We start from the raw sequence: 21,626 nt of genomic DNA, 5'->3' as shown, positions 1-21,626 counted from the left end.
GGCCGGGGTTATCAGAGGGCCGAAGCTGAACCGAAAACCCCGCGCAGCAGCATGGTCCAGGACGCCCTGAAGTCGAAGCTCCGCCACCTTCCCGACCGCCCCGGCGTATACCTGATGAAGGATGCCGCCGGGGAGCTGCTGTACATCGGGAAGGCCAAGTCGCTGCGCCCGCGGGTGCGGTCGTACTTCTCCGCGTCGCAGGGGCACTCGCTGAAGACCCGGGAGCTGGTGCGGCGGATCGCGGACTTCGACACCATCGTGGTGGGCTCCGAGGCGGAGGCGCTGATCCTCGAGAACAACCTCATCAAGGAGAACCACCCCCGCTTCAACATCAACCTCCGCGACGACAAGACCTACCCGTACATCAAGGTCACCGTCCACGAGGCGTTTCCCCGCATCTGGGTGACGCGGCGGTTGGAGCGGGACGGCGCCCGCTACTTCGGGCCGTACACCGACGTGCGCCGGATGCGGCAGGCGCTGGAGCTGGTGAAGAAGCTGTACACCGTCCGCTCGTGCCGCTACGACCTCCCCCGGGAGACGCCGGCGCGCCCCTGCCTGGACTACCACATCGGCCGCTGCAGGGCCCCCTGCGTCGCCCTGCAGACGGAGACGGAGTACCGGGAGATGGTGGAGGAGATCGTGGACATCCTGGGCGGGCACACCCGCCGCGCCGCGGAGCGGATCCGCGCGCAGATGCACGGGGCCGCGGAGGCGATGGACTTCGAGCGCGCGGCGGAGCTGCGCGACGCGCTCGCCTCGCTGGAGGCGCTGGAGGCCCGGCAGACGGTGGTGGACCTGGAGGGCTCGGACCGCGACGTGGTGGGGATCGCGCGCGATGGCGCGGACGGGTGCGGGGTGGTGCTCCGCATCCGCGAGGGGAAGCTGCTCGGCCGCGAGACGCAGTTCCTCAGCAACCTGGACGGCGAGCCGGACGAGGAGGTCCTCGCCACCTTCGCCACGCGCTTCTACGCGCAGCGGAGCGGGATGGAGGGGTACGACCTCCCGCCGGAGGTGTTCTTCCCTCTGGACTTCGAGGACCGTCCCGTGCTGGAGGCGCTGCTCCGCGAGCGCGCCGGGCGGCCGGTGCGCAGCCACGTCCCGCAGCGCGGCGAGAAGGTGCGGCTGGTAGAGCTGGCGGAGCAGAACGCGCGGCACCTCCTCGAGGAGTGGAAGGTTCTGGGGAGCGGCGCCGCCATCCGCGCGCCGGACGCCCTGTACGAGCTGCAGGAGACCCTTGAGCTGGACGTCGTGCCGCGGCTGATCGTCTGCTTCGACATCTCCCACACGCAGGGGAGCGAGACGGTGGCGTCCGCGGTGGTGTTCGAGAACGGCGAGCCGGCCAAGGGGGAGTACCGCAAGCTCCGGATCAAGGGCGAGTGGGGGAACGACGACTTCGCCTCCATGCACGAGGCGGTCACCCGTTACTTCCGCCGCCGCGTGGAGGAGGGGAAGCCGCTCCCCGAGCTGGCGGTCATCGACGGCGGCAAGGGGCAGCTCGGGGCCGCGGTGAAGGCGCTGGAAGCGCTCGGCCTGGCCCAGCAGCGGGTGGTCTCGCTGGCGAAGAAGGAGGAGGAGGTCTTCGTCCCCGGGCGGCCGGCCTCCATCCGCCTCCCGCGCCGCTCCCCGGCGCTCCGGCTCCTGCAGCGGCTCCGGGACGAGGCGCACCGCTTCGCCGTGACCTACAACCGAAAGCTCCGCACCAAGCGGACGGTGCGCTCGGAGCTGTCGCAGATCCCGGGCGTCGGTGCGGCGCGGCAGCGGCAACTCCTGGAGCGCTTCGGGTCGTTCCGCGCGCTCGGCCAGGCCACCGAGGACGAGGTGGCCTCACTCCCGGGCTTCGGGCCCTCGCTCGCGCGGAAGGTGCTGCAGCACGTCCGCGGCGAGGCGGGGGAGGGGAAGGGCGGCGGCGGCTGACCGCGCGTACGGTTCGTGCGGATGTCCTCCGCGCCCCGGGGAGACCCCGGGGCGAGGTCCGCACACACACCCGACGGAGGGGGAATGAAGATCGCCGTACTGATGGGGGGGACGAGCGCGGAGCGGGAGGTGTCGCTGGCGTCCGGGCTCGGGATCGTCCGGGCGCTGCGGGAGCGCGGGCACGATGTCGCGACGGTGGACACGGCGCGGGGCTTCGTCGCGGAGGCGGACGAGGTGCAGCTTCTCCCGGAAGGGGTGCACGCCTCGCCCCCGGACGACACCCAGGGGACGCTCCGCCCGATCGAGCTGGCGGAGGTGCGGGAGCTGCGCGAGGCGGAGGTGGCGTTCCTGGCGCTGCACGGCGGAGCGGGAGAGGACGGGACGATCCAGGCGCTCCTGGGGCTGATCGGGATCCCGTACACGGGCACGGGCCCGCTGGGGTCGGGGATCGCGATGGACAAGGACGTGTCCAAGCGCCTCCTTCGCGACGCGCAGGTTCCCACGCTCTCGTGGCGGGTGGCGCGCGCGCCGGACTTCGGCTACGATCCGGACACGATCGAGGACTTCGTCGGCTATCCGTGCATCGTGAAGCCGTCGCGGCAGGGGAGCAGCGTGGGGCTGGCGGTGGTGAACGCCCCGGACGAGCTGCCCGCCGCGGTGCGCGAGGCGTCGCGGTACGACTCCGAGGTGATGATCGAGCGCTTCGCGAAGGGGCGGGAGCTGACCGTGGGGATCCTGGGCGACCAGGCGCTCCCGCCGGTGGAGATCCGCCCCAAGAAGGGGATCTACGACTACCACTCCAAGTACACGCCGGGGATGACGGAGTACCTCTGCCCGGCGCCCCTGGAGGAGGAGATCGTCGCCCAGATGCAGGCGTACGCCCTCCGGGCGTTCCGGGTGCTGAAGCTGCAGGGGTACGCGCGGGTCGACTTCATCCTCGCCAAGGAGCAGCTCTTCTGCCTGGAGGCGAACACCCTTCCCGGGATGACGGCCACCAGCCTCCTCCCCAAGGGAGCGGCCGCGGCCGGCATCCCCTTCCCGGAGCTGTGCGAGCGGATCGTCCGCCTCGCGGTCTCCGGCGCGCCCCGCTAGAGCCGGCTCGACCCGCCGGCGCAGGACCCCCACGGCGGCGCGGCCGGGCCCGCGCCGCCCCTCCGGATCGCAAAGGTATGGCGTACGCAACCAACCGGTTCGAGAATCCGTTCGGCTTCACGGTGACCCCCTGGGTGAAGCGCCTCCTGATCGCCAACGTGGCGGTCGGGATCCTGTCGCTCCTCCTCGGGCTGTCCGGAGCGAGCGGCGTGGTCGAGAGCGCCCTCGGCCTGGTGCCGGCCGAGGTCTGGCGGAGGCCGTGGACGATCGTGACCTACATGTTCGTCCACGCGGGCTTCCTGCACCTCCTCTTCAACATGCTCGGCCTGTTCTTCTTCGGGCCGCCGCTGGAGGAACGGTGGGGAGGGCGAGAGTTCCTCAAGTTCTACTTCATCGCGGGGCTGGGCGCGGCGCTGCTGTCCTTCATCACGCCGCACGCGCTCATCGTCGGCGCGTCGGGAGCCATCTACGGCATCCTGATGGCGTACGCGCTGTACTGGCCGGACAACCCGGTGTACATCTGGGGGATCTTCCCGGTGAAGGTGAAGTGGCTGGTGACCGGCATCGTGGCGATCACCGTGCTGGGGGCGCTGTCGTCCGGCAAGTCGGGTATCGCGTACCTGGCGCACCTGGGCGGCCTGGCGACCGGGTTCCTCTACCTCAAGAGCCCGTGGGCCCCGAGCGCCTGGGGGGCGGTTCCCCGGGCCGGCAGGAAAAAGTCGAAGGCGACGGGCGGCGGACTGACGTTCGGCTGGCTGAAGCGGGACAAGACCTCCCGGCCGCCGGCGGCGCCCACGCCGCAGAAGCCCGCAGGAGGCACGATCCGCCCGAAGGAGGAGCAACAGCTCCTGGACGACGTGGATCGCATCCTGGAGAAGATTTCTGCGCGCGGTCTCGGCTCGCTCACCGAGGAGGAGCGGAAGAGGCTGGACGAGGTGAGTCGGCGGTACCGGTCGAACTGAGCGCTCGGCCGGGATACGGCGACAGACAGATCGACAAAGACACCCCGGGGCGGCGAGGCAGACTCGACGCCCCGGGGCTTTTTTGTCCAGGCGCATCACGGGCGTAGCGGGTCTGGATGTGTCGCGCGTGGTCGGCGGTAGGAGGCTCCTCCGGCGGTGCGTAAACTCGCCCGGCCGCTGGTGTGGGCGGGGCGATTGTGCGGGCTCACACAGACGCACCGCCTGCTGAGCCTCCCACCGCCTCCCGGTCACCCTCTCCACTCCACCCGGGTAGGGATCGCCTGTGAAAGTTGTGCACAGACAACAGCGGGGTGGGTGTGCCGCTGTCACGCGGTGAATGAATATTCATCCGCTGGGACACAGTTCGTGCATCTTGTGAAGTGTGTCGGCGGCCCGCGGCGCAACAGTTTTAACAGATCGTAGAAAGTGCTCCTGGTCTGACGCTACGCTCTCGTGCTCAGCCACACCCGGTGTGCAGCCGAGACGAAGGCGGCTTGACGGGACACCAGAGCCGATCCTGGCCCGCCGGACCAAGATGGGCGCGCTCGGGTGGATGGATCCGCTCGGTCTGGGATGCGCGGAGCTGCTCCAGCAGTGGACGCTTCGGCAACAGCGGCGCGGCGCCACCCGAGGCCTCGCAGTGTGGCGAGAGGAGCCTCGCTCGACCGGAGCATCTGTTCTCGCCCGTGATGCTGATAATACGCATTATGTAAACTACGCCGTGTGGAAATCTGTGGAAAACCCCTCCTCGGGGTCTACTTCTCCACGTCGGAGGGCTTGCCCCACCCGTCGAGAACTCCGAAACCCGTTGTGAAGGAGAGATTTCCGCGGGGCGCAGCAAAAAGCCCCCGGAGCGACTCCTCGCTCCGGGGGCTCGGTACATACGAGTGACCTGCCAGGGTTACCCGTCGGTGAGGGCGCGCTTCGCTTCTGTGGCCAGCTCGGCGTCCTTGCCCGATGCAAGCGAGGCCAGCACGTCACGCGCGGCCGGGAGCGGGATCCGCCCCACGGCGGCGACTGCCGCGACTTTGAGGCGCTGCAGCCGCTTTCCGGCGAAGAGCTGCCGCTTCTGGAGGATCCCCGTCAGCGCCGGGAGCGCCTCCGCGGATCCGATGCTCCCGAGCGCCGCGACGACATCGAGCTGGAGGTCCTCGTCGCCGGACTCGTTGAGGATCCGGGTGAGGAATGGCACGGCGGCCGGGTCCGCCCGCTCCCCCAGGCGCCGCACCGCGGCCCGGCGCACGGATTCGTCCGCGTCACCCAGGAGGTCGAGGAGGATGCGCAGCCCGCCCCTGCCGTCGAGCCTCGCCGCGTGGCGTGCGACGTCCGCGCGGACCGTCGCGTCCGGGTGCTTCGCGGCCCGCTCCAGCCAGCGCTGCGTGAGCGTCGCGTCCACCCCCGGGAGGGCGGCGAGCTCCAGGACGGCGCGTGCGCGGGCGGCCGGCTCGCTCATCGCCCGGTCCAGGATGCGGGCACCGGTGGGGTCCCTCTCAAGCATCGCGCGGAAGACGGCTTCGCGCAGGCCGGCGTCGCCCGTCCGGACGGCGACGGTCTCCAGGATCGGAAAGGCCCCGCCCCCCACCGCCAGGAAGGTGCGGAGGACGCGCTCCCGCACCTCTCCCCCCCGCTCCAGCAGCTCCGCGAGGCGGTTGAGCACCGGGTCCGTTGCGGCCCTGCGGAGCCCCTGCTCCGCCGAATCCCGGAACACCCGCGACCGGTCCGGTCGCCGCGCTTCTTCGGCGAGGGCCTCCACCAGGGCGAGCGCGCGCATCTCCTCTCCCGTGTCCATGAGGCGCGGAACCGCTGCCACCGCGGACTGGACCACGCCGTCGAACCCCATGACCGCCGTCGAGCGCCGGAGCGAGTCCGCCAGGTCGTCGGCCTCCGCCGCATCGCCGCGCCCGGCCCCGGCTGCCCGGAAGAAGTGGTAGAGGTCGTCTGCGGGCGGCTCTTCGTGCTCCGCCGTCGGGGGAGCGGCGGGCGTCGGGTCCCCCGCCCCGCCCGCGGGGACCGGGTCTCCGCGGGTCTCCACGATCTCGAACTCCGCGAGATCGACCACGCTGTCACCGCTGACGAAGTCCAGTGCACTGGAGTACGAGGGCGTCTCCGCCGGGGCCGGTGCACTCTCGCCGGGAGCGGCCGCCGCGGGCGGCTCGGGCGGGGCATGCCGCTCGGGGCGGTACACCTCGCCGGACGAGGTGCTGAGGAACACGCCGCGCGGGGCCGCGGCGGCCAGGACCTCGACCACGCCCCTGGGGGGCATCTCCGCGGCGGGGCGCGACAGCGCGTCGAAGAGAGCCCGCAGGTCGGACTCCTCCGCCTCCGGAGTGAAGCCGACGCGGTTCACCCGCAGCACGATGAGCTGCGCCGCCGCGCGGAGGAGGAGCGGGTGCACCCCGCCCACCTGCTCGCCGCGGCGCGTGAACCCGGTGAACTGCACTTCTAGGACGAGGCTCTTCTCGCTCGCCAGGAAGTCGCGGAGCGCGGCGCTCCCGGCGATGGCTGCGCCCTCGCCCTCTCGGAGGATCCCCGCGGCCAGCGCGCGGACGAAACGGACTTCGGGGGGCGTGTCGGACATCAGGGAGAGTGCGAGAGTGCGGGAGTGCGAAAGTAGGACTGCAGGCCGGAGTGCGCGGTGGTGGCACCTTCAAACCCTCCCCCGGACCGGGGGAGGGTGCGAGGCTGAGCGAGCGGGTGGGGGGCCGCACCTCGCACCTCGCAGTCCCGCACTCCTCGTTCTACAGCTTGCCGAAGATGGAAAGGAATCGCAGCCGCCAGACGCGCCACACCGCCTCGCGCACGATCCGGCCGGACATCTTGCTCTCGCCGACGTCGCGGTCCACGAACATGATGGGGATCTCGCCGAGCCGGAAGCCCTTCTTCCACGCCCGGAAGCTCATCTCGATCTGGAAGGCGTAGCCGTTCGACTCCACGCGCTCCAGCGGGATCGCGGCGAGCACGTCGCGCCGGAAGCACTTGAAGCCGCCCGTGGCGTCGGCGATGGGGAGGCCGGTGACGAAGCGCGCGTAGACGTTGGCGTAGTAGCTGAGCAGGAGCCGGCCGATGGGCCAGTTCACTACCGTCACCCGGCCGTGCAGGTACCGGGAGCCGAGGACCACGTCGTAGTGCTCGATGGCCTCCAGGAACTGCGGGAGGTGCACCGGGTCGTGCGAGAAGTCCGCGTCCATCTCGAAGAGCGCGTCGTACCCCCGCTCCAATCCCCACCGGAACCCCGCGATGTAGGCTGTGCCCAGCCCCAGCTTCCCGCTGCGGTGAAGGACCTGGACGCGCGGCTCTTCCGCCGCCATCTCGTCGGCGAGTTCGCCGGTGCCGTCCGGGGAGCCGTCGTCCACAACCAGGATCTCCAGCCGGGGATCCTTTCCCAGGATCTGCGGGATGAGGCGGGGGAGGTTCTCGCGCTCATTGTAGGTCGGGACGATGACGAGGACGCGCTGCACGCTGGACCGGCGGTGGGGATCCTTGAATCGCTCGACGGCGAGTGGTAGGTTGCGAGGCTTTCAACATACCCCCGCCCGGCGCGGCCGACAAGTGAAAGTCCTGTACCTCGTGACCGCCTACCCGCGCCATTCCGCGGACGTCATCACGCCGTGGCTGGTGGAGACGATCCGGCGCCTCGGGGAGCGCGGGATCGGCGTGGAGGTCCTCGCGCCGGCGTACCGCGGCCTATCCGACCAGACGGTGGACGGGGTTCGGGTGCACCGCTTCCGCTACGCCCCGGCGGCGTGGGAAACGCTCACGCACGACCAGACGGCGCCGGACCGGATCCGCGAGCGGCCGCGCTTCCTCGGCCTCGTCCCGGGGTACGTGGCCGCCGGCTCGCTGGCCGCCGCCCGCCTTGCCCGCTCCGGCCGCTTCGACCTGCTGCACGCCTTCTGGCCCCTTCCCCACGGCCTCCTCGGCCTGGCGGCGAAGCGCGCCTCCGGGATCCCGCTGGTCTCCACCTTCTTCGGGGTGGAGCTGACCTGGATGGAGTCGCAGCTCCCGTTCCTCGGCCCCGTCCTCCGGCGCATCGTGCGCGGCTCGGACGCGGTGACCACCATCTCCACCTACACGACGGAGCGGCTCCGGCGGCTGGTTCCGGACGCACGGTCGACGGTGATCCCCTTCGGTGCGACGGTGGAGGCCCCCCCGGAGCCGCCCCCCGCCTCCGACCCGGCCGCGGAGGGACGCCCCTTTGAGCTGCTGTTCGTGGGGCGGCTGGTGGAGCGGAAGGGCGTGCACGTGCTTCTGGACGCCCTGGCGCGACTGGACGCGTCGGTCCCGCTGCTGCTGCGGGTGGTCGGCGACGGCCCCGAGCGCGAAGCGCTGCAGGCGCGCGCCGAGCGGCTGGGGCTCGGCGCGCGGGTGGTATTCGAGGGGTTCGTCTCCAGCGAGGAGCTGGCGCAGCGATTCGCGGCCTGCGACGCCTTCGTGCTCCCGGCGGTGGTGGACGCCAAGGGGGACACGGAGGGGCTGGGCGTGGTGCTGCTGGAGGCCATGCTGAACGCGAAGCCGGTGATCGCCAGCGCGTCGGGGGGGATCGTGGACATCGTACGCGACGGCAGGAACGGGTGGCTCGTCCCGCCCGGGGACGCGGAGGCGCTCGCGGCGGCGCTGCGGGCCTGCATGGCGGACCCGGAGCGGCGGCGCCGCTTCGGTCTCCAGGGGCGTGAGGACGTGGCGGCGGGCTTTTCCTGGAACGCGATCGTCGACAGATTGGCGGGGCTGTACCACGAGGTCGCCGCGCACCCCCGGGTGTGACCCGCCCCATTCCGCCTGCGTCTGCTCTTCCGGCCGGCTCCCTTCCCCATCTCCGCCCACCAGGATCCATGCATCGCAAACCCACCCTGACCGGTATGGCATCGCTTGCCGGGTCCGCGCTCGCGCTGCTCGCCGCCTGTGCCTCGCCGGGGGAGCCGGAGCCGGCGGGCGCGCCGGTGGCGATCGTCTCCGCCGACACCATTCGCGCCGGAGAGGTGGCCGCCCCCCTCGCTGATTCGCTGATCGTGAAGGTCACGGACGCCAAAGGCCGCGGGGTGCCGCGCCAGTCGGTGGAGTGGATCGCTCCGTTCGGCGGCGGCGAGGTCAGCCCCGTCCAGGCGGTGACCGACGACAGGGGCTTCGCCCGGACCGCGTGGACCCTCGGGCGGAGCGCGGGGACCCAGGTGGCGGTGGCCCGGACCGTGACGACCGAGGGTCCGCAGACGGTGCGGTTCACGGCGGTGGCCAGCCCGGGCCCGCTCGCGGCGCTGCAGATCTCGGGACAGACACTGGTCGCGGTGGAGCAGGAGCGCCAGCTCACGGTTACCCGGCGCGACGCGTACGGCAACGCCATCACGGCGCGGCCGGTCGCGTGGCGCAGCTCGGACACGACGGTCGCCCGGGTGGAGGCGGCGACAGGGCGCGTGCGTGGGGTCGCCCCGGGGTCGGCCCAGGTGACCGTCGCGAGCGAAGGGAGGGAGCTCGGCATGACGCTTACGGTGGTGATGGCGGCTTCCTTCACCGCCTTCGACACCGTACGGGCGGGCACCGTCGGGGCGGCGGTGGCCGAGCCGCTCCTGGTGCGGCTCACGGACGCGCGGGGGCGCGGTGTCGCCCGCCAGCCGGTCGCCTGGAGCTCGGCCACCGCGGGAGGCGCCCTCGCCGCTGTCGACGGGCTGACGGACGACCAGGGCTACGCCCGCGCGACGTTGATCCTCGGGCGCACCTCCGGCTCGTACTACGCGACCGCCCGGGCGACGACGGGGAACGGGATCGTCATGGTGCAGTTCCGCGCAGTGGCCGCACCGGGCCCGGTGAGCGTCGTCGCGGTCTCCCCCGCATCCGTCCTGCTGGGCGCGGGGCAGACCCGCCAGCTCGCCGCGACCGCCACGGACGCGTACGGCAACCGCGTGGCCGGAGCCGCCGCGGCATGGTCCAGCTCGAGCGCCGCCGTCGCGACAATCGATCCGCAGGTCGGCCTCGTCCGCGCCGTCGGGCCCGGGAGCGCGACGATCACGGCCACGATCCAGGGGAAGACCGGGACCGCGGCCGTCGTCGTGGATCCGCTGATCCTGCTCGAGGACGACTTCGACTCCGAGAACGGGGGCCGGTGGGCGGACAACTACACCGGCTTCGCGAAGTGGGAGGTGGTCGCCGGCTCGGTGGACCTCGTGGGTACGGGGCTGTATGACGACTTCCTTCCCCCGGAGAACGGCGTGGGGGTCGACCTGGACGGGACCACGAAGCAGGCGGGGACGCTCCGGTCCCGGACCGCCTTCGTCCTGGAGCCCGGCGAGTACCAGCTCTCGTTCCAGCTCGCGGGCTCGCCGCGCCCCAGTGACCCGAACACGGTGGTGGTCTCGCTCGGCGACGCGTACCGGGAATCGTTCACCCTGGCGCAGTTCGAGCCGCTCCGGACGATCACCCGCACCGTGACGGTCCCGGCGCGCACCACCGCCCGGCTGGAGTTCGCGCACCTGGGCGGCGACAACTACGGGATCCTCCTCGACAACGTGAAGCTCTTCCGGAAGCCGTAGCGCCCGGGTCGGGAGCGGAGTTATGTTGGCGGACGGGGGTTCCCTTGCGGGCCCCCGTCCGCGTTTCCCGACCGGCCGCGGCCGGCTGAGCCCCGCCCGCATCGTTGGCCTCGCGATCCCTGCGCGTCCTCCACTGCATCTACGACGACCCCCGCAACCCGTGGGTGGGGGGCGGCGGCTCGATGCGCGTCTTCGAGATCTACCGCCGCCTGGCCGGGCGGGTGGACGCGACCGTAGCCACCGGGAGCTTTCCCGGTGCGCGCGACGAGACCGTGGAGGGCGTGCGGTACCTGCGCCTGGGCGCCCGCTCGCCCTACCCCTGGAGCCGCTGGACCTACGCGCGGGCCGCGACGGAACTCCTCGCGCGGGGTGGGTACGACGCCGCGGTCTACGACTTTTCCGTGTACACCCCTCTGCGCCTCCCGCGAGACCGGCCGGTCGGCGTGGTGGTCCACATGCTCCACGGGCCCACCGCGCGGGAGCGGTGGGGGCGGGTGCTCGGCGGGGCGCTGGACGCCGCGGAGCGCCGCTCCCTGCGCCGCGCGCGCGCGGTGAGCACCACCTCACGGTGGATGCTGGAGCAGCTCCGGCCGCTGCTCGCCCCGGACGCGCGCGTGGAGCTGATCGGGAGCGGCGTGCCGGACGAGTTCGCGCGGGTGGAGCGGCGCGAGCAGCGCTACCTGCTCTACTACGGACGGTTCGACCTCTTCCAGAAGGGGCTGGACACCCTGCTGCAGGCGTACGCGCGGATCTCGCGGGAGCACCCGGAGGTGGAGCTGCGCGTGGCCGGGCGGGGCAAGGACGAGGATCGTGTCCGCGAGCTGGCGGAGGAGCTGGGGGTGGGCGGGTGCGTCCACCTCCGGCCCGGGGTGGAGCGCGCGGAGGTGCTGGAGCTGTTCTCCGGCGCGCTCGCCCTCCTGATGCCTTCGCGGCTGGAGGGGCTCCCGATGGTCCCAGCCGAAGCGATGGCCGCCGGCGTGCCGGTGGTCGCCACGGACGTGGGAGCGGTGGCGGAGGTGGTGGACCCTCCGCGCGGCGGGCTCCTGGTTCCCCCGGACGACCCGGCGGCGCTCGCCGACGCCGTGCTCGGCCTTCTGGACCATCCGGCGCGGCGCGCGGCGCTCGCCGCTTCGGCGCGCCGGTCCGCGGAGCGCTTCTCCTGGGATGCGGTCGCGGAGCGGCACCTGGAGTTTCTCCGCGGGATCGCGGCGCAGGACGGAACCCAACCCCAGACAATGCAGCGAAAGCGATGAAGACAGCGCAGCACACGAGCGCGCCCCCTTCCAGGGGCCGGGAAGTGGCGGACGGAGCGGAGCCCGGGGTGTCGCTCGGCCTCGCGGCCGCGGTGTACTTCGGGCTCGCCCTGCTCTACTTCCTCCCCGCCCTCCTTCCCGGCCGGCACATCTACGGGACGGACTACCTGGTGGGGAGCTACTTCGTGCACGAGTTCTTCTCGGAGCGGTTCGCCGCCGGAGAGCTGCCGAAGTGGCTGCCGTACATTTACGGCGGCGGGCCGATGTTCGCCAACCCGGGGAGCGCCTTCTACCCCGTGCGGATCCTGGCGGACCTCTTCCTCCCCACGTCCAAGCTCTTCCCCGCCATGTACGTGGTCCAGTTCGGGCTCGCCGGGCTGGGGATGTACCTCCTGGCGCTGGAGCTGGGGACGCGCCGCTGGGTGGCGTTCATCGGCGGACTGGCGTTCCAATTCACCGGGATCACCATGTCCTGGGTGCTGGCGGGGCACGAGGGGCGCATCATCGTGGCGACCTTCGCGCCAATCACCTTCTTCTTCTTCCACCGGGGGATCCGCACGGGGAGGGTGGCGCCGTTCGTGGGGGCCGCCGCGGCGATCGCCTTCTCGCTGCTCACCTTCCAGATCCAGAACTCCTACTACCTGCTGGTGGGGGCGCTGATCTGGAGCGTGTTCTGCCTCTGGCACTTCGGTCTCTTCCGGCGGCCGGCGGCGCTGGGGCGCACGCTGGCGCTGGGGCTGGGCGCGGTGGCCGTCGCGTTCCTGCTCGCCTCCGTCAACTTCCTCCCCTTCCTCGATTACGTCGAGCAGTCTCCGCGCGGAGGCGAAGGGGGGCGGGGCTACGACTACTCCGTCTCGTGGTCCATGCCGACGGCCGAGGTGCTGGCCGTCGCGGTCCCCGAGCAGGCGGGGCACCTGGAGACGTACCGCGGCTCCAACCCCATGAAGCTGCACACCGAGTACGTCGGGGCCACCGTGATCGCCCTCTTCGCGCTCGGCTTCGCCTTTTCGCGCCGCAACCGCTACTGGTGGTTCTTCCTGGGACTCGGCGTCTTCTTCCTCACGGTGGCGCTGGGCGGAAACACGCCGCTGTACCGCCTCTACTACGAGCTCCTCCCCGGCACCAAGCGGTTCCGCGCGCCCTCGATCTCCTTCTTCATGGTGTCGCTCTCGCTCGTGGCGATGGCGACGCTCGCGCTGGAGTCGCTGGCCGCACGCTGGGCCGAAGCCCGGGCCGCGCGCCCGGCGCTCCGGCGCGACGAGCCGGGCGAGGTTCCCGACGCGGCGAAGTGGATCCTCGCCGGCACGGTGGCCGCGGCCTTCCTGCTCGGCGCCGCGGCGGCATCGGCCCCCGGTGTCAACGGCGCGCCGGGACCGGGACCGGTGGCGTTCCGCTTCGCCGTCTTCATGGCGGCGACGGCGGCGATCCTCTGGTTCTGGCTGCGGGGGAGCCTGGGCGCGCGGGCGTTCGTGGCGCTCCTGGCCGGCGTCACGGTGCTGGACCTGTGGATCGTGGACCGGAAGTTCTTCGAGACCGTCCCTCCTCCGGACGAGACCTTCGCCGCGGACGACGTGGCGAACTTCCTCCGCTCGCAGCCGGGGCGCGACCGCGTGTGGGTCCTCCCCTTCCCTCCCGGCGCCACCTACCGGGGGCAGGCAGGGCTCGGCAACTACCTCATGCGCTTCGACGTCGACCTCGCGGGCGGAGAGCACGGCAACCAGCTGCAGCGCTACAACGAGTTCGTGGGCACGAGCGGCGAGACGTACGTGGACTGGCGCAACTTCCTGGAGAACCCCGTGTTCATGGACGCGGCCAACGTCCGCTACCTGGTGGCCGGGGCGGAGTTCCAGGATCCGCGCCTCCGCGAGGTGCACCGGGGGAGCGCGCTGGTCTACGAGAACCTGGGCGCGCTCCCCCGGGCGTACCTGGTGCCGCAGGTGGTGCACACGGAGCGCGAGGACGGGGCGCTGGAGCTCATGAAGCAGCCCGGATTCGACCCGCGGAGCACGGCGGTGGTGAACGCGGACGCCCCGCCGCAGCTCTCCGCCGGGCCGTTGCAGGGCGACGCCCGGGTGGTCTCGTACGAGCCGGATCGGGTGGTGGTGCGCACCCGGCAGGACCGGGACGCCCTGCTGGTGCTCGCCGACAACTACTACGCGGACTGGAAGGCGCGGGTGGACGGGCGGGAGGTTCCCATCCTGCGGACCAACCACACCTTCCGGGGCGTCGTCCTGGGGCCCGGCGAGCACGATGTGGTCTTCACCTTCGAGCCGGCCGACCTGCGGACCGGGGCGATCGTGTACTTCGTGGGGATGGCGCTCCTGGCGCTCTACGCGCTGTTCCTGCTCGCCCGGTGGCTGCGCACCCGGAAGGGGGAGCCATCGCACGCGTGAGGCTGGACCCGCGGCTGCGGCGGGGGCTGTCGTACGCCCTCGTCGCGGCCGCGTTCGTCTTCCTGGGGGCGGAGATCTACGGGAACGCGGACCAGCTCCGGGAGTTCCGCTGGGAGGTGCGCCCGGGGCTGCTGGCGCTCTCGATCGCCGTGCTCTCGGGGGTCCTGCTCTGGGGCGTGGTGGTCTGGCAGCTGGTCCTGCGGAGGTTCGGTACCGAGGTCCCCTTCCGTGCTCTCGCCCGGGCCTGGTTCCTCTCCAACCTCAGCCGGTACATCCCCGGCGTGGTCTGGCAGTTCGTGAGCCTGGCGCAGCTCGGGCCTGGCGCGGGGCTCTCCCCGTCCGCGACGGTGATGTCGCTGCTGGTGCAGATGGGGTTCATGCTGCTCTCCGCGGGGATCTTAGGAGTCTACCTGCTCCCGCTCGAGATGGCGGCCGAGCTGGGCGCGCAGTCCCCGGCCTTCGGCTGGGTGGCGCCGTTCGTCCTGGCGATGCGGTGGGCGGCGCCGCTGGCGCTGGTCCTGGTTCACCCCGGGGTGATGCGCGCGGGGCTGGGCGCGGTGGGCCGCGCGACGCGCCGGCCGATGCTTCGGTGGGAGGGGAGCTGGGCGGAGGGGGTGGGATTCCTGCTCCTGTCGGGGATCGCGTGGGTCCTGTACGGGCTCGCCTTCTACCTCTTCCTCCTGTCGTTCGTGGAGGTGGCCCCGGCCGCGATCCCGGCGGCCATCGCCATGAACGGTCTGGCCTTCATCGTCGGCTACCTCGTCTTCTTCGCACCGGGCGGCCTCGGCTTCAAGGAAGCGGCGCTCGCGTTCCTCCTGTCCGGGCTCGTTCCGACCGCCGTGGCCGCCTCACTCGCCATCGCCGCGCGCCTCTGGACCATCGCCGCGGAGGTGCTCCCCGCACTGGTGCTGGCCCGCCGGGGCGCGGCTCCCGGGGCCACGGCGGCCGACTGAGCTCCGGCGCGTCTACGCTTCCCCCCGGCGGAACGCGAGCATGTTCGCGCTGAACTCCTCGGGGACGGCGCGCAGCCTCCGGGTGGCCTCCTCGTCGTGCCGGTACCCGTGGCCGGCGAACTTCTCGATCCAGTACTCGGGCGGCTGCTCGTTGAAGTGGCCCTGCCCTCCCTGCCCCGGACGCGCGGCCGAGAGCACCACCCGGTCGGCGTGGTTCGAGAAGGTGCGGAGGAGGTTCTCCACGTAGTCGGGGTGGATGTGCTCCACCACCTCGTAGCTCCACACCAGGTCGAACTTCCGGCCGAGGTCCACCACCTGGTTGAGGTCCGCCTGCTGGATGAGCTCCGGGTGCGCGGCCTTGGAGATCGCCAGCTCGGAGCCCTCGATCCCCCGGACGTCGATCCCCCGCTCGTGGAAGTAGTCCAGGCTCCGTCCGGTGCCGCACCCAAGGTCGAGCACCGAGCGCGGGGCGAAGATTGCGATCGTCTCGTCGAGCAGCCCCTTGGGGTAGAGCGAGCACATGTCCATCTCGCTCTCGTACTGGAAGATGCTGCTCTTGGAGTACTTCCGGTACAGCGTGCGCGGGTAGAACACGACCGCCGAGACCGTCGTCAGGGTGCGCCAGACGAGGCTCTCCTTCGGGAACCGCGCCTTCACCCACCGCTTGATGAGGTAGATCATCGCTCCCCGGCGCTGCTCGGTGCGTCGGCGGGCTTCCGCGCCACCGTGATGGCGTCGTACGATCCCTCCGGCGGGAGGCGAGTCGCCGCGTTCCACATCACGAAGACCCCGGAGAGACGCTGCCAGAAGTACTTCCGGCGCAGCTTCGCCGGGCTGATCCGCTCCAGCCACTGCAGGTCCATGCTCCCCCACTCCGAGGTGACGACCTCCAGCCCCGAGTCCTCGCAGAGCGCGCGCATCCCCGCCGGGTAGATCCGCCAGCAGTCGATGGGCGATTCGTGGTAGTGCCAGCTTATGGGGTTGATGGTGACCACGTGCCCACCCGGCCGGCAGATGCGCGCCAGCTCCTTCATCCACACCCAGATCCGGGGGACGTGCTCGATCACGTTGGCCGAAAGGACCACGTCGTACGAGGCGTCCGGCACCGGGTAGCTGTACTCCACGGTCGCACGGTAGGTGAGGGGGACGTCGGTGCGGGTGTGGAAGTCGAGCGTGTCCCACGCCGCGACGTCGTGCCCCACCACTCCCTGGAAGGAGGAGGGGTGTGCGTCGGGCCCGATCTCCAGGACCCGCACGTCCCGGGTGAAGTGCTCCCGGGCGTACCGGGCGAAGAGCAGCTTGTCGTTCTTGTTCACGTCGTGCCGGTCCGGCTGGCGGGGCCAGCGGTGGGCCCCTTCCGGCTGCGGCACCGGAGCGCGGGGCGGTTCTGTTCGAACGGGATTATACCGGCCCCCGCCCGTTTCGGACAGTGTAGCCGGCCTTCGACCCCGACGGAGGCGGCGGCACCGGATTATACCGCCCAATCGAAAAAACTGGCGCGGGTCGCGTCGTCGCTGTTACATTGGGTCCATGACATTGTGCGCCCCGCGGCCGGTGGGGCGCACGTTCCTTTTTGCCCCGTAGCCGCAGATGCTGGAAGACCTCAAGAACAGGCTCGCGGAGGAGATCGAGCGTCTCACGCACGAGCTGCAGGTCACCCTCCCCCGCGCCATCCAGAAGGCCGTGGAGCACGGCGACCTCCGGGAAAACTCGGAGTACAAGTCCGCCCTGGAGCGCCAGCAGTTCGTGCAGGCCCGGCTGAACCACCTGACCAAGCGGGCCGGGGAGCTGTCCAAGATCGACCTGTCCCAGATCGCCCCCGACCGCGTCGGTTTCGGATCGAAGGTGACGGTGCTGGACACGCGCACCAAGGACAAGGAGACCTACACCCTCGTCTTCGGCGACTTCATCGACATCGACAGCAACCAGATCTCGCTGGCCTCCCCGCTCGGGCAGGCGCTGATGGGGAAGCAGGTGGGCGACACCATCGTGCTCTCGCTCCCGCGCGGCGAGCGCAAGCTGAAGATCAAGGAGCTGCAGACGCTCACCCAGATGGTCGACAGCAAGGGCGGCGAGGAGTAGAGCCGCGGGTCTGCGGGCCGGTCGCCGGACCGCAGGGAAAAAGGCCCCGGGGCAGAACGCGCCGCGGGGCCTCTTCCATTTCCGCCCCCGCCGCCTATTGCTGGTACTGCTGATGCACGGCGGCGTTCTCGATGGTGGCGACGACCTGCTGCGCCGCCTGCGCGTCGCTAAGATTCGTGAGGTCGAAGCTAGCGAGCAGGCGCGCATCGCCGCCGATCCCGTTCATCTTTGGCAGCGTGGGGCGGCCGTGTATGCAGTTGTAGGTCTCGCCGAATTGCTTGAGCGCCGTCGAATCCAGCACGATGAGCCGCGTGGCGCCCAAGTTGCGCATCATGCATACGGAGTTCTCGATCCGCTCCGTCCAGACCAGGTCGGTGGAGTAGTCGTGGGTGGGGTTGTAGGCATCCCCCGCGCTACGCTCGCCGGCTACCCAGCGCTCGCACTCCTCGGCGCCGCATCCGCGAATCGCGATCGCGAGCGCCTCAATGCGCTTGTTGACGGATCCCTTCTTCAATAGCGGGGCCGGCGCGCCGCCCTTCTTTTTCAACGCCTGTTCCTCGCGCGCCCGCTTGAGGAGTTGCGACATGTTGATGGCTGTGGCCATGGCTTGGTTCGTCGGGGGAATGGGAGGGAGGTCCGGGCGTGAGCCGGCAGGGGTACGGGGGAGTGCCGCGCCGTGGGCGCGGGGCTACTCGCGGCCCCTCCGCAGCCCGTCCACCTCCGCCCGCAGGGTGGCGATCAGCTCGGCCATGAAGCCGAAGCCGAAGAGCATGAAGCCCACCGTCTCCAGCAGGAGCACGAGGGTCAGCAGCGGGCGGTAGCCGAAGGGGGGCATCCACCCGCCGACGCGCAGCACCACGGCGACCAGCCCCACCAGCAGCCCCACGGCGATCAGGATCAGCCCCGAGCCGCCGAAGAACTGCATCGGCTTCTCGCTGAACTTGAGGTAGAACCAGACGACGAGCAGGTCCCCCACCCCCACCAGCACCCGGCTCCGCCCGGAGTACTTCGCCATGCCCGCGCGCCGCGGGTACAGCTCGATGTCGATCTCGGAGACCGAGTACCCCTGCGCGTGGGCCAGCACCACGAAGAAGCGGTGCCAGTCGTGCCGGAGCGGGATCTCCCGGAGGATCTCCGTCCGGAACGCCTTCATCGAGTTGAGGTCGCGCACCGGGACGTCGAACAGCCCCTGCGAGAGCCGGTTGTACACCGAGCTCACGGCGCGCTTCTCGTACGCACCCACCTTCCGCCCGGTCACGATGTCCCAGCCCTCGGCCAGCTTCTCCAGGAAGCGCGGGATCTCCTCCGTGGAGTGCTGCAGGTCGGCGTCGAAGAGGACCAGGAACTCGGCATCCGCGGCGAAGGCGCCGGTGACCATCGCCTCCGTCTTGCCGCGGTTGCGGCGGTGGCGGAGGACCTTGACCCGCGGCATCCCCGCCGACTCCCGCACCGCCGCCTCGTAGGTGCCGTCGCGGGAGCCGTCGTCCACCAGGATGACCTCGCCTGCGAGGTCGTGGCGCGCGAAGGTGGCCCGCAGCTCCGCGAAGAGCGCGGCGACGTTGTCCTCCTCGTCGTACGCGGGGATCAGGACGGCGAAGTTGCTCCGGAGCGCTCCGGGCACCACCGGCATGCGAGCCGCCGCCGCGGAGCGGTCCGCGGCGGCGTTCGAGGAGTGGTGGGGCGAGAGCGCGGTGCTCACACCCGCTTGCGCATCCGCGCCGAGAGGATGCCGAGCTGGTCGCGGTACTTGGCGACGGTGCGGCGGGCGATCTGGATCCCCTCCTCCTTGAGGATGTTCACGATCGCCTGGTCCGTGAGCGGGTGCGCCGGGTCCTCGTCGCCCACCAGCTTCTCGATCTGCGCCTTGATCCCGCGCGCCGACACGTCCTCGCCCGAGGTGGTGGAGAGGCCCGACGAGAAGAAGAACTTGAGCGGGAAGACCCCGCGGGGCGTTTGCACGAACTTCTCGTTGGTGACGCGCGAGACGGTGGACTCGTGCATGTCGATCACCTCGGCCACCTCGCGGAGCGTGAGCGGCTTGAGGTACTGCACGCCGCGCTCGAAGAAGTCGCGCTGCCGGTCGACGATGAAGTTCATGACCTTGAGCATCGTCTGCCGGCGCTGCTCGATGGCCTGGATCATCCAGTTCGCGGAGTTCAGCTTGTTGGAGATGAACTCCTTGTTCTCGCCGACGAACTTCTTCTTGTCCTTGGCGATGTCGCGGTAGGTGCGCGACAGCTTCAGCCGCGGAAGGCTGGTGTCGTTGAGGAAGACCAGGTACTCCCCGTCGATCTTCTCCACGATCAGGTCGGGGACGATGTAGTTGTCCTTCCCGCTGGAGTACTTCAGCCCAGGCTTGGGATCCAGCTTCGCCACCTCGTCCGCGGCGTCCTGCACGTCGCGGGGGGTGATGGACAGCTCCTTGGAGATCTCCGACCAGCGGTGGTTGATGAGCTGCTCGAAGTACGTGTCCACGATCCGGTAGGCCAGGTTCCCGGAGAGGTGCTCGCGGACGTCGTCCTCCTCGGGCTCGGTGCCGCCGTTCCGCCGGGTGAGCTCCTGCACGGCGCAGTCGCGGAGCTGCAGCAGGATGCACTCCCGCAGGTCGCGCGCCCCGATCCCCGCCGGGTCGAAGCCCTGGATCACGCGGAGCATCTGCTCCGCCTCCTCCACCGTGTACGGCCGGCGCTCGTCGATGCTGTCCGCCCAGTCCGCGCCGCTCTCCTTGAGGAAGTCGTTGAGCGCGGTGGCCACCTCGTCCAGGGGGCACGCCATGTACCCCTCGTCGGTGACGTTCCCGATGATCTCCTCGCCCAGGAGGAGCTCGCGCGGGGAAAGGCGCAGGAGCGTCAGCTGATCGTGGAGGTGGTCGCCGAGGTCGCGCTCCGCGACGGACACGGGCTCGTAGTACTCCCGGTCCTCGTACTCCTCGCGGCGGCCGCCGGCCTCGAAGCCGTTGAGGAGGATCTCCTCCCAGTCGATCTCGTCGTCCTCCTTCTCCTTGTCCTTCTCCACCTCCACCTGCTCCTCGAGCTCGGCCTCGGCCATCTCGAGGAAGGGATTGTTGAGGAGCTCCTGCTTGAGGTGCGCCTGGAGGTCGAGCAGCGGCATGTACAGGAGATCCATCGCCTGGTAGAGGCGAGGATTGATCTTCATCTCCTGCTTGAGCGCTGTTCCCTGGTATAGACCCGTCTTCATTCGGCGTCGTCCGTTTCGGGAATGGGATATCTCTCTCGCATGCGCGCGGTCAGCGTGGGACCCAGGTAGATCTCCGCGACCTCCTCGTTCCAGACCAGCTCCGAGACCGTGCCGGCGACCCGGACCCGCCCATCGTACATGATATAGGCGCGGTCGACGATGTCCAGCGTCTGCTCCACGTTGTGGTCGGAGATCAGGACGCCGATGCCGCGGCGCCGCAGGTCCGACACGATCTGCTGGATGTCGTGCACGGCGATGGGGTCCACCCCCGCGAACGGCTCGTCCAGCAGCATGAACTGCGGCCGTCCCACCAGAGCACGGGTGATCTCCAGCCGCCGCCGCTCCCCGCCGGAGAGGGCGTAGGCTCGGGTGGTGCGAAGGTGCTTGATGTGCAGCTCGTCTAGCAGCTCCTCGAGCCGTCGGCGCTGCTCGGCGCGAGGCAGCTTCATCATCTGCAGCACGGCGAGGATGTTCTCCTCCACCGTGAGCCTGCGGAAGACCGAGGGCTCCTGCGCCAGGTACCCGATCCCCCGGCGGGCGCGCCGGTACATGGGGACGCGGGTGATGTCGTCCTTCCCCAGGTGCACCCTGCCGGCGTCCGGGGAGATCAGCCCCACCATCATGTAGAAGGTGGTGGTCTTCCCCGCCCCGTTGGGCCCCAGCAGGCCCACGATCTCGCCCTGCGAGACCTGCACGTCCACCTGGTTGACCACGCGCCGCTTGCGATACGACTTTACCAGCCCCCGTGCATGGAGGGTGCCGGAGCCGTCGGGCGAGGGCGCCGCCACGCGTACGGGAGCCGCGGCGGAGGGCGGCGGCGCCTCGGCGGGCGCGGCCGGCCCTCCGTTCCTGCCGTCCTGGTACAGCGCGATGGCCTGGTCCATCTCCGCGATCAGCTCCGGCAGCACCCCCTCCATGTGGGCTTCCAGCAGGTCCCCGTGCACCTGGGGGCTCAGCCGCACCTCGCGCCAGCGCCCCTCCGGCCCGGCCTCCTCCTCGAACACGGCGGGCCGCGCGATCAGCCCCTGCTCCGCGAGCGCCTCCAGCCCGGAGGCCGGGAGCGTGGCGTCCTCCGGCCCGTAGAGCCGCTGGTACTCTTCCGCCAGCTCCTCCCACCGCACCGCGCTGCGCCCGTCCGCGCCGGCCACCAGCGCGCGGAGCGTCATCAGGGAATGGACCCCGGCGGGCGGGGTCTCCCGAATCCAGCGGCGCAGCCGCAGCCCCGCGCTCATGGGCGCGCCTCGCGGGTGGCGCCCTGCGG

17 protein-coding genes are annotated in these 21,626 nt (G+C 70.9%); 9 read left to right on the top strand and 8 right to left on the bottom strand.

Annotation, left to right across the window (positions count from 1 at the left end; genetic code table 11):
• The first annotated feature begins 51 nt into the window (after positions 1-51).
• The 3 genes from uvrC to VGR37_15790 all read left to right on the top strand — a co-directional run bounded on the left by uvrC (position 52) and on the right by VGR37_15790 (position 3,968).
• Complete coding sequence (gene uvrC / locus VGR37_15800; GenBank protein ID HEV2148869.1) at positions 52-1,914, top strand: excinuclease ABC subunit UvrC; 1,863 nt, start codon at positions 52-54, stop codon at positions 1,912-1,914.
• 84 nt (positions 1,915-1,998) lie between these two features.
• Entirely contained in the window at positions 1,999-3,006 is a 1,008-nt protein-coding gene (locus VGR37_15795; protein ID HEV2148868.1) for a D-alanine--D-alanine ligase, read from the top strand.
• A gap of 77 nt (positions 3,007-3,083) precedes the next feature.
• Positions 3,084-3,968, top strand: coding sequence for a rhomboid family intramembrane serine protease (locus VGR37_15790; protein HEV2148867.1), 885 nt, complete (start codon positions 3,084-3,086; stop codon positions 3,966-3,968).
• 901 nt (positions 3,969-4,869) lie between these two features.
• Here VGR37_15790 and VGR37_15785 read toward each other — a convergent pair.
• Positions 4,870-6,546: a HEAT repeat domain-containing protein gene (locus VGR37_15785; GenBank protein HEV2148866.1), complete on the bottom strand. Its 1,677-nt coding sequence runs from the start codon at positions 6,544-6,546 to the stop codon at positions 4,870-4,872.
• 160 nt (positions 6,547-6,706) lie between these two features.
• The gene (locus VGR37_15780; GenBank protein ID HEV2148865.1) at positions 6,707-7,426 is read right to left on the bottom strand and encodes a polyprenol monophosphomannose synthase; all 720 of its coding nucleotides are present in this window, start codon (positions 7,424-7,426) and stop codon (positions 6,707-6,709) included.
• 91 nt (positions 7,427-7,517) lie between these two features.
• Between VGR37_15780 and VGR37_15775 the strand changes: the two genes are divergently transcribed.
• From VGR37_15775 to VGR37_15755, 5 genes are all read left to right on the top strand, one after another.
• Positions 7,518-8,729 carry a glycosyltransferase gene (locus VGR37_15775; GenBank protein ID HEV2148864.1) on the top strand — a complete coding sequence of 404 codons (1,212 nt, stop codon included), beginning with the start codon at positions 7,518-7,520 and terminating at the stop codon, positions 8,727-8,729.
• A gap of 68 nt (positions 8,730-8,797) precedes the next feature.
• Positions 8,798-10,486, top strand: a complete 1,689-nt coding sequence (locus VGR37_15770; GenBank protein HEV2148863.1) for an Ig-like domain-containing protein — start codon at positions 8,798-8,800, stop codon at positions 10,484-10,486.
• A 104-nt stretch (positions 10,487-10,590) separates the two neighbouring features.
• The gene (locus tag VGR37_15765) at positions 10,591-11,739 is read left to right on the top strand and encodes a glycosyltransferase family 4 protein (protein HEV2148862.1); all 1,149 of its coding nucleotides are present in this window, start codon (positions 10,591-10,593) and stop codon (positions 11,737-11,739) included.
• Between the two features lie 68 nt (positions 11,740-11,807).
• A complete protein-coding gene (locus tag VGR37_15760) occupies positions 11,808-14,132 on the top strand; it encodes a YfhO family protein (protein HEV2148861.1) in 2,325 nt (774 codons plus the stop codon).
• On the top strand, positions 14,129-15,085 hold the full coding sequence (locus VGR37_15755; protein HEV2148860.1) for a lysylphosphatidylglycerol synthase domain-containing protein: 957 nt from the start codon (positions 14,129-14,131) through the stop codon (positions 15,083-15,085). Before VGR37_15760 ends, VGR37_15755 begins: the two co-directional genes overlap by 4 nt.
• 12 nt (positions 15,086-15,097) lie before the next feature.
• Here VGR37_15755 and VGR37_15750 read toward each other — a convergent pair whose 3' ends face one another.
• A complete protein-coding gene (locus tag VGR37_15750) occupies positions 15,098-15,766 on the bottom strand; it encodes a class I SAM-dependent methyltransferase (GenBank protein HEV2148859.1) in 669 nt (222 codons plus the stop codon).
• A complete protein-coding gene (locus VGR37_15745; GenBank protein HEV2148858.1) occupies positions 15,763-16,401 on the bottom strand; it encodes a methyltransferase domain-containing protein in 639 nt (212 codons plus the stop codon). Before VGR37_15745 ends, VGR37_15750 begins: the two co-directional genes overlap by 4 nt.
• A 274-nt stretch (positions 16,402-16,675) precedes the next feature.
• Between VGR37_15745 and VGR37_15740 the strand changes: the two genes are divergently transcribed.
• Positions 16,676-17,167: a GreA/GreB family elongation factor gene (locus VGR37_15740; protein ID HEV2148857.1), complete on the top strand. Its 492-nt coding sequence runs from the start codon at positions 16,676-16,678 to the stop codon at positions 17,165-17,167.
• A gap of 94 nt (positions 17,168-17,261) precedes the next feature.
• Here the strand turns inward: VGR37_15740 and VGR37_15735 are convergent, their stop codons facing one another.
• The 4 genes from VGR37_15735 to lptB all read right to left on the bottom strand — a co-directional run.
• A complete protein-coding gene (locus VGR37_15735; protein ID HEV2148856.1) occupies positions 17,262-17,771 on the bottom strand; it encodes a hypothetical protein in 510 nt (169 codons plus the stop codon).
• An 84-nt stretch (positions 17,772-17,855) separates the two neighbouring features.
• Positions 17,856-18,866 (bottom strand): glycosyltransferase, encoded by a 1,011-nt coding sequence (locus tag VGR37_15730; protein HEV2148855.1) that lies wholly within the window; start codon positions 18,864-18,866, stop codon positions 17,856-17,858.
• Complete coding sequence (rpoN, locus tag VGR37_15725) at positions 18,863-20,365, bottom strand: RNA polymerase factor sigma-54 (GenBank protein ID HEV2148854.1); 1,503 nt, start codon at positions 20,363-20,365, stop codon at positions 18,863-18,865. The genes VGR37_15730 and rpoN overlap by 4 nt, the downstream gene beginning before the upstream one ends.
• A partial coding sequence (gene lptB, locus VGR37_15720) for an LPS export ABC transporter ATP-binding protein (protein ID HEV2148853.1) occupies positions 20,362-21,626 on the bottom strand: 1,265 nt, incomplete at its 5' end. The genes lptB and rpoN, both read right to left, overlap by 4 nt.

Source organism: Longimicrobiaceae bacterium, assembly GCA_035936415.1.
In the GTDB taxonomy this organism is placed as follows: domain Bacteria; phylum Gemmatimonadota; class Gemmatimonadetes; order Longimicrobiales; family Longimicrobiaceae; genus JAFAYN01.
The sequence above is the reverse complement of the archived record's forward strand: the minus strand, read 5'-3'. Positions and strand labels throughout refer to the sequence as shown.

What these genes read in the sequence shown, in the direction of transcription:
- VGR37_15735 (HEV2148856.1), bottom strand. Translation starts at nt 17,771, where the DNA reads ATGGCCACAGCCATCAACATGTCGCAACTCCTCAAGCGGGCGCGCGAG.
- VGR37_15790 (HEV2148867.1), top strand. Translation starts at nt 3,084, where the DNA reads ATGGCGTACGCAACCAACCGGTTCGAGAATCCGTTCGGCTTCACGGTG.
- VGR37_15750 (HEV2148859.1), bottom strand. Translation starts at nt 15,766, where the DNA reads ATGATCTACCTCATCAAGCGGTGGGTGAAGGCGCGGTTCCCGAAGGAG.
- VGR37_15785 (HEV2148866.1), bottom strand. Translation starts at nt 6,546, where the DNA reads ATGTCCGACACGCCCCCCGAAGTCCGTTTCGTCCGCGCGCTGGCCGCG.
- VGR37_15795 (HEV2148868.1), top strand. Translation starts at nt 1,999, where the DNA reads ATGAAGATCGCCGTACTGATGGGGGGGACGAGCGCGGAGCGGGAGGTG.
- VGR37_15740 (HEV2148857.1), top strand. Translation starts at nt 16,676, where the DNA reads ATGCTGGAAGACCTCAAGAACAGGCTCGCGGAGGAGATCGAGCGTCTC.
- uvrC (HEV2148869.1), top strand. Translation starts at nt 52, where the DNA reads ATGGTCCAGGACGCCCTGAAGTCGAAGCTCCGCCACCTTCCCGACCGC.
- VGR37_15770 (HEV2148863.1), top strand. Translation starts at nt 8,798, where the DNA reads ATGCATCGCAAACCCACCCTGACCGGTATGGCATCGCTTGCCGGGTCC.
- rpoN (HEV2148854.1), bottom strand. Translation starts at nt 20,365, where the DNA reads ATGAAGACGGGTCTATACCAGGGAACAGCGCTCAAGCAGGAGATGAAG.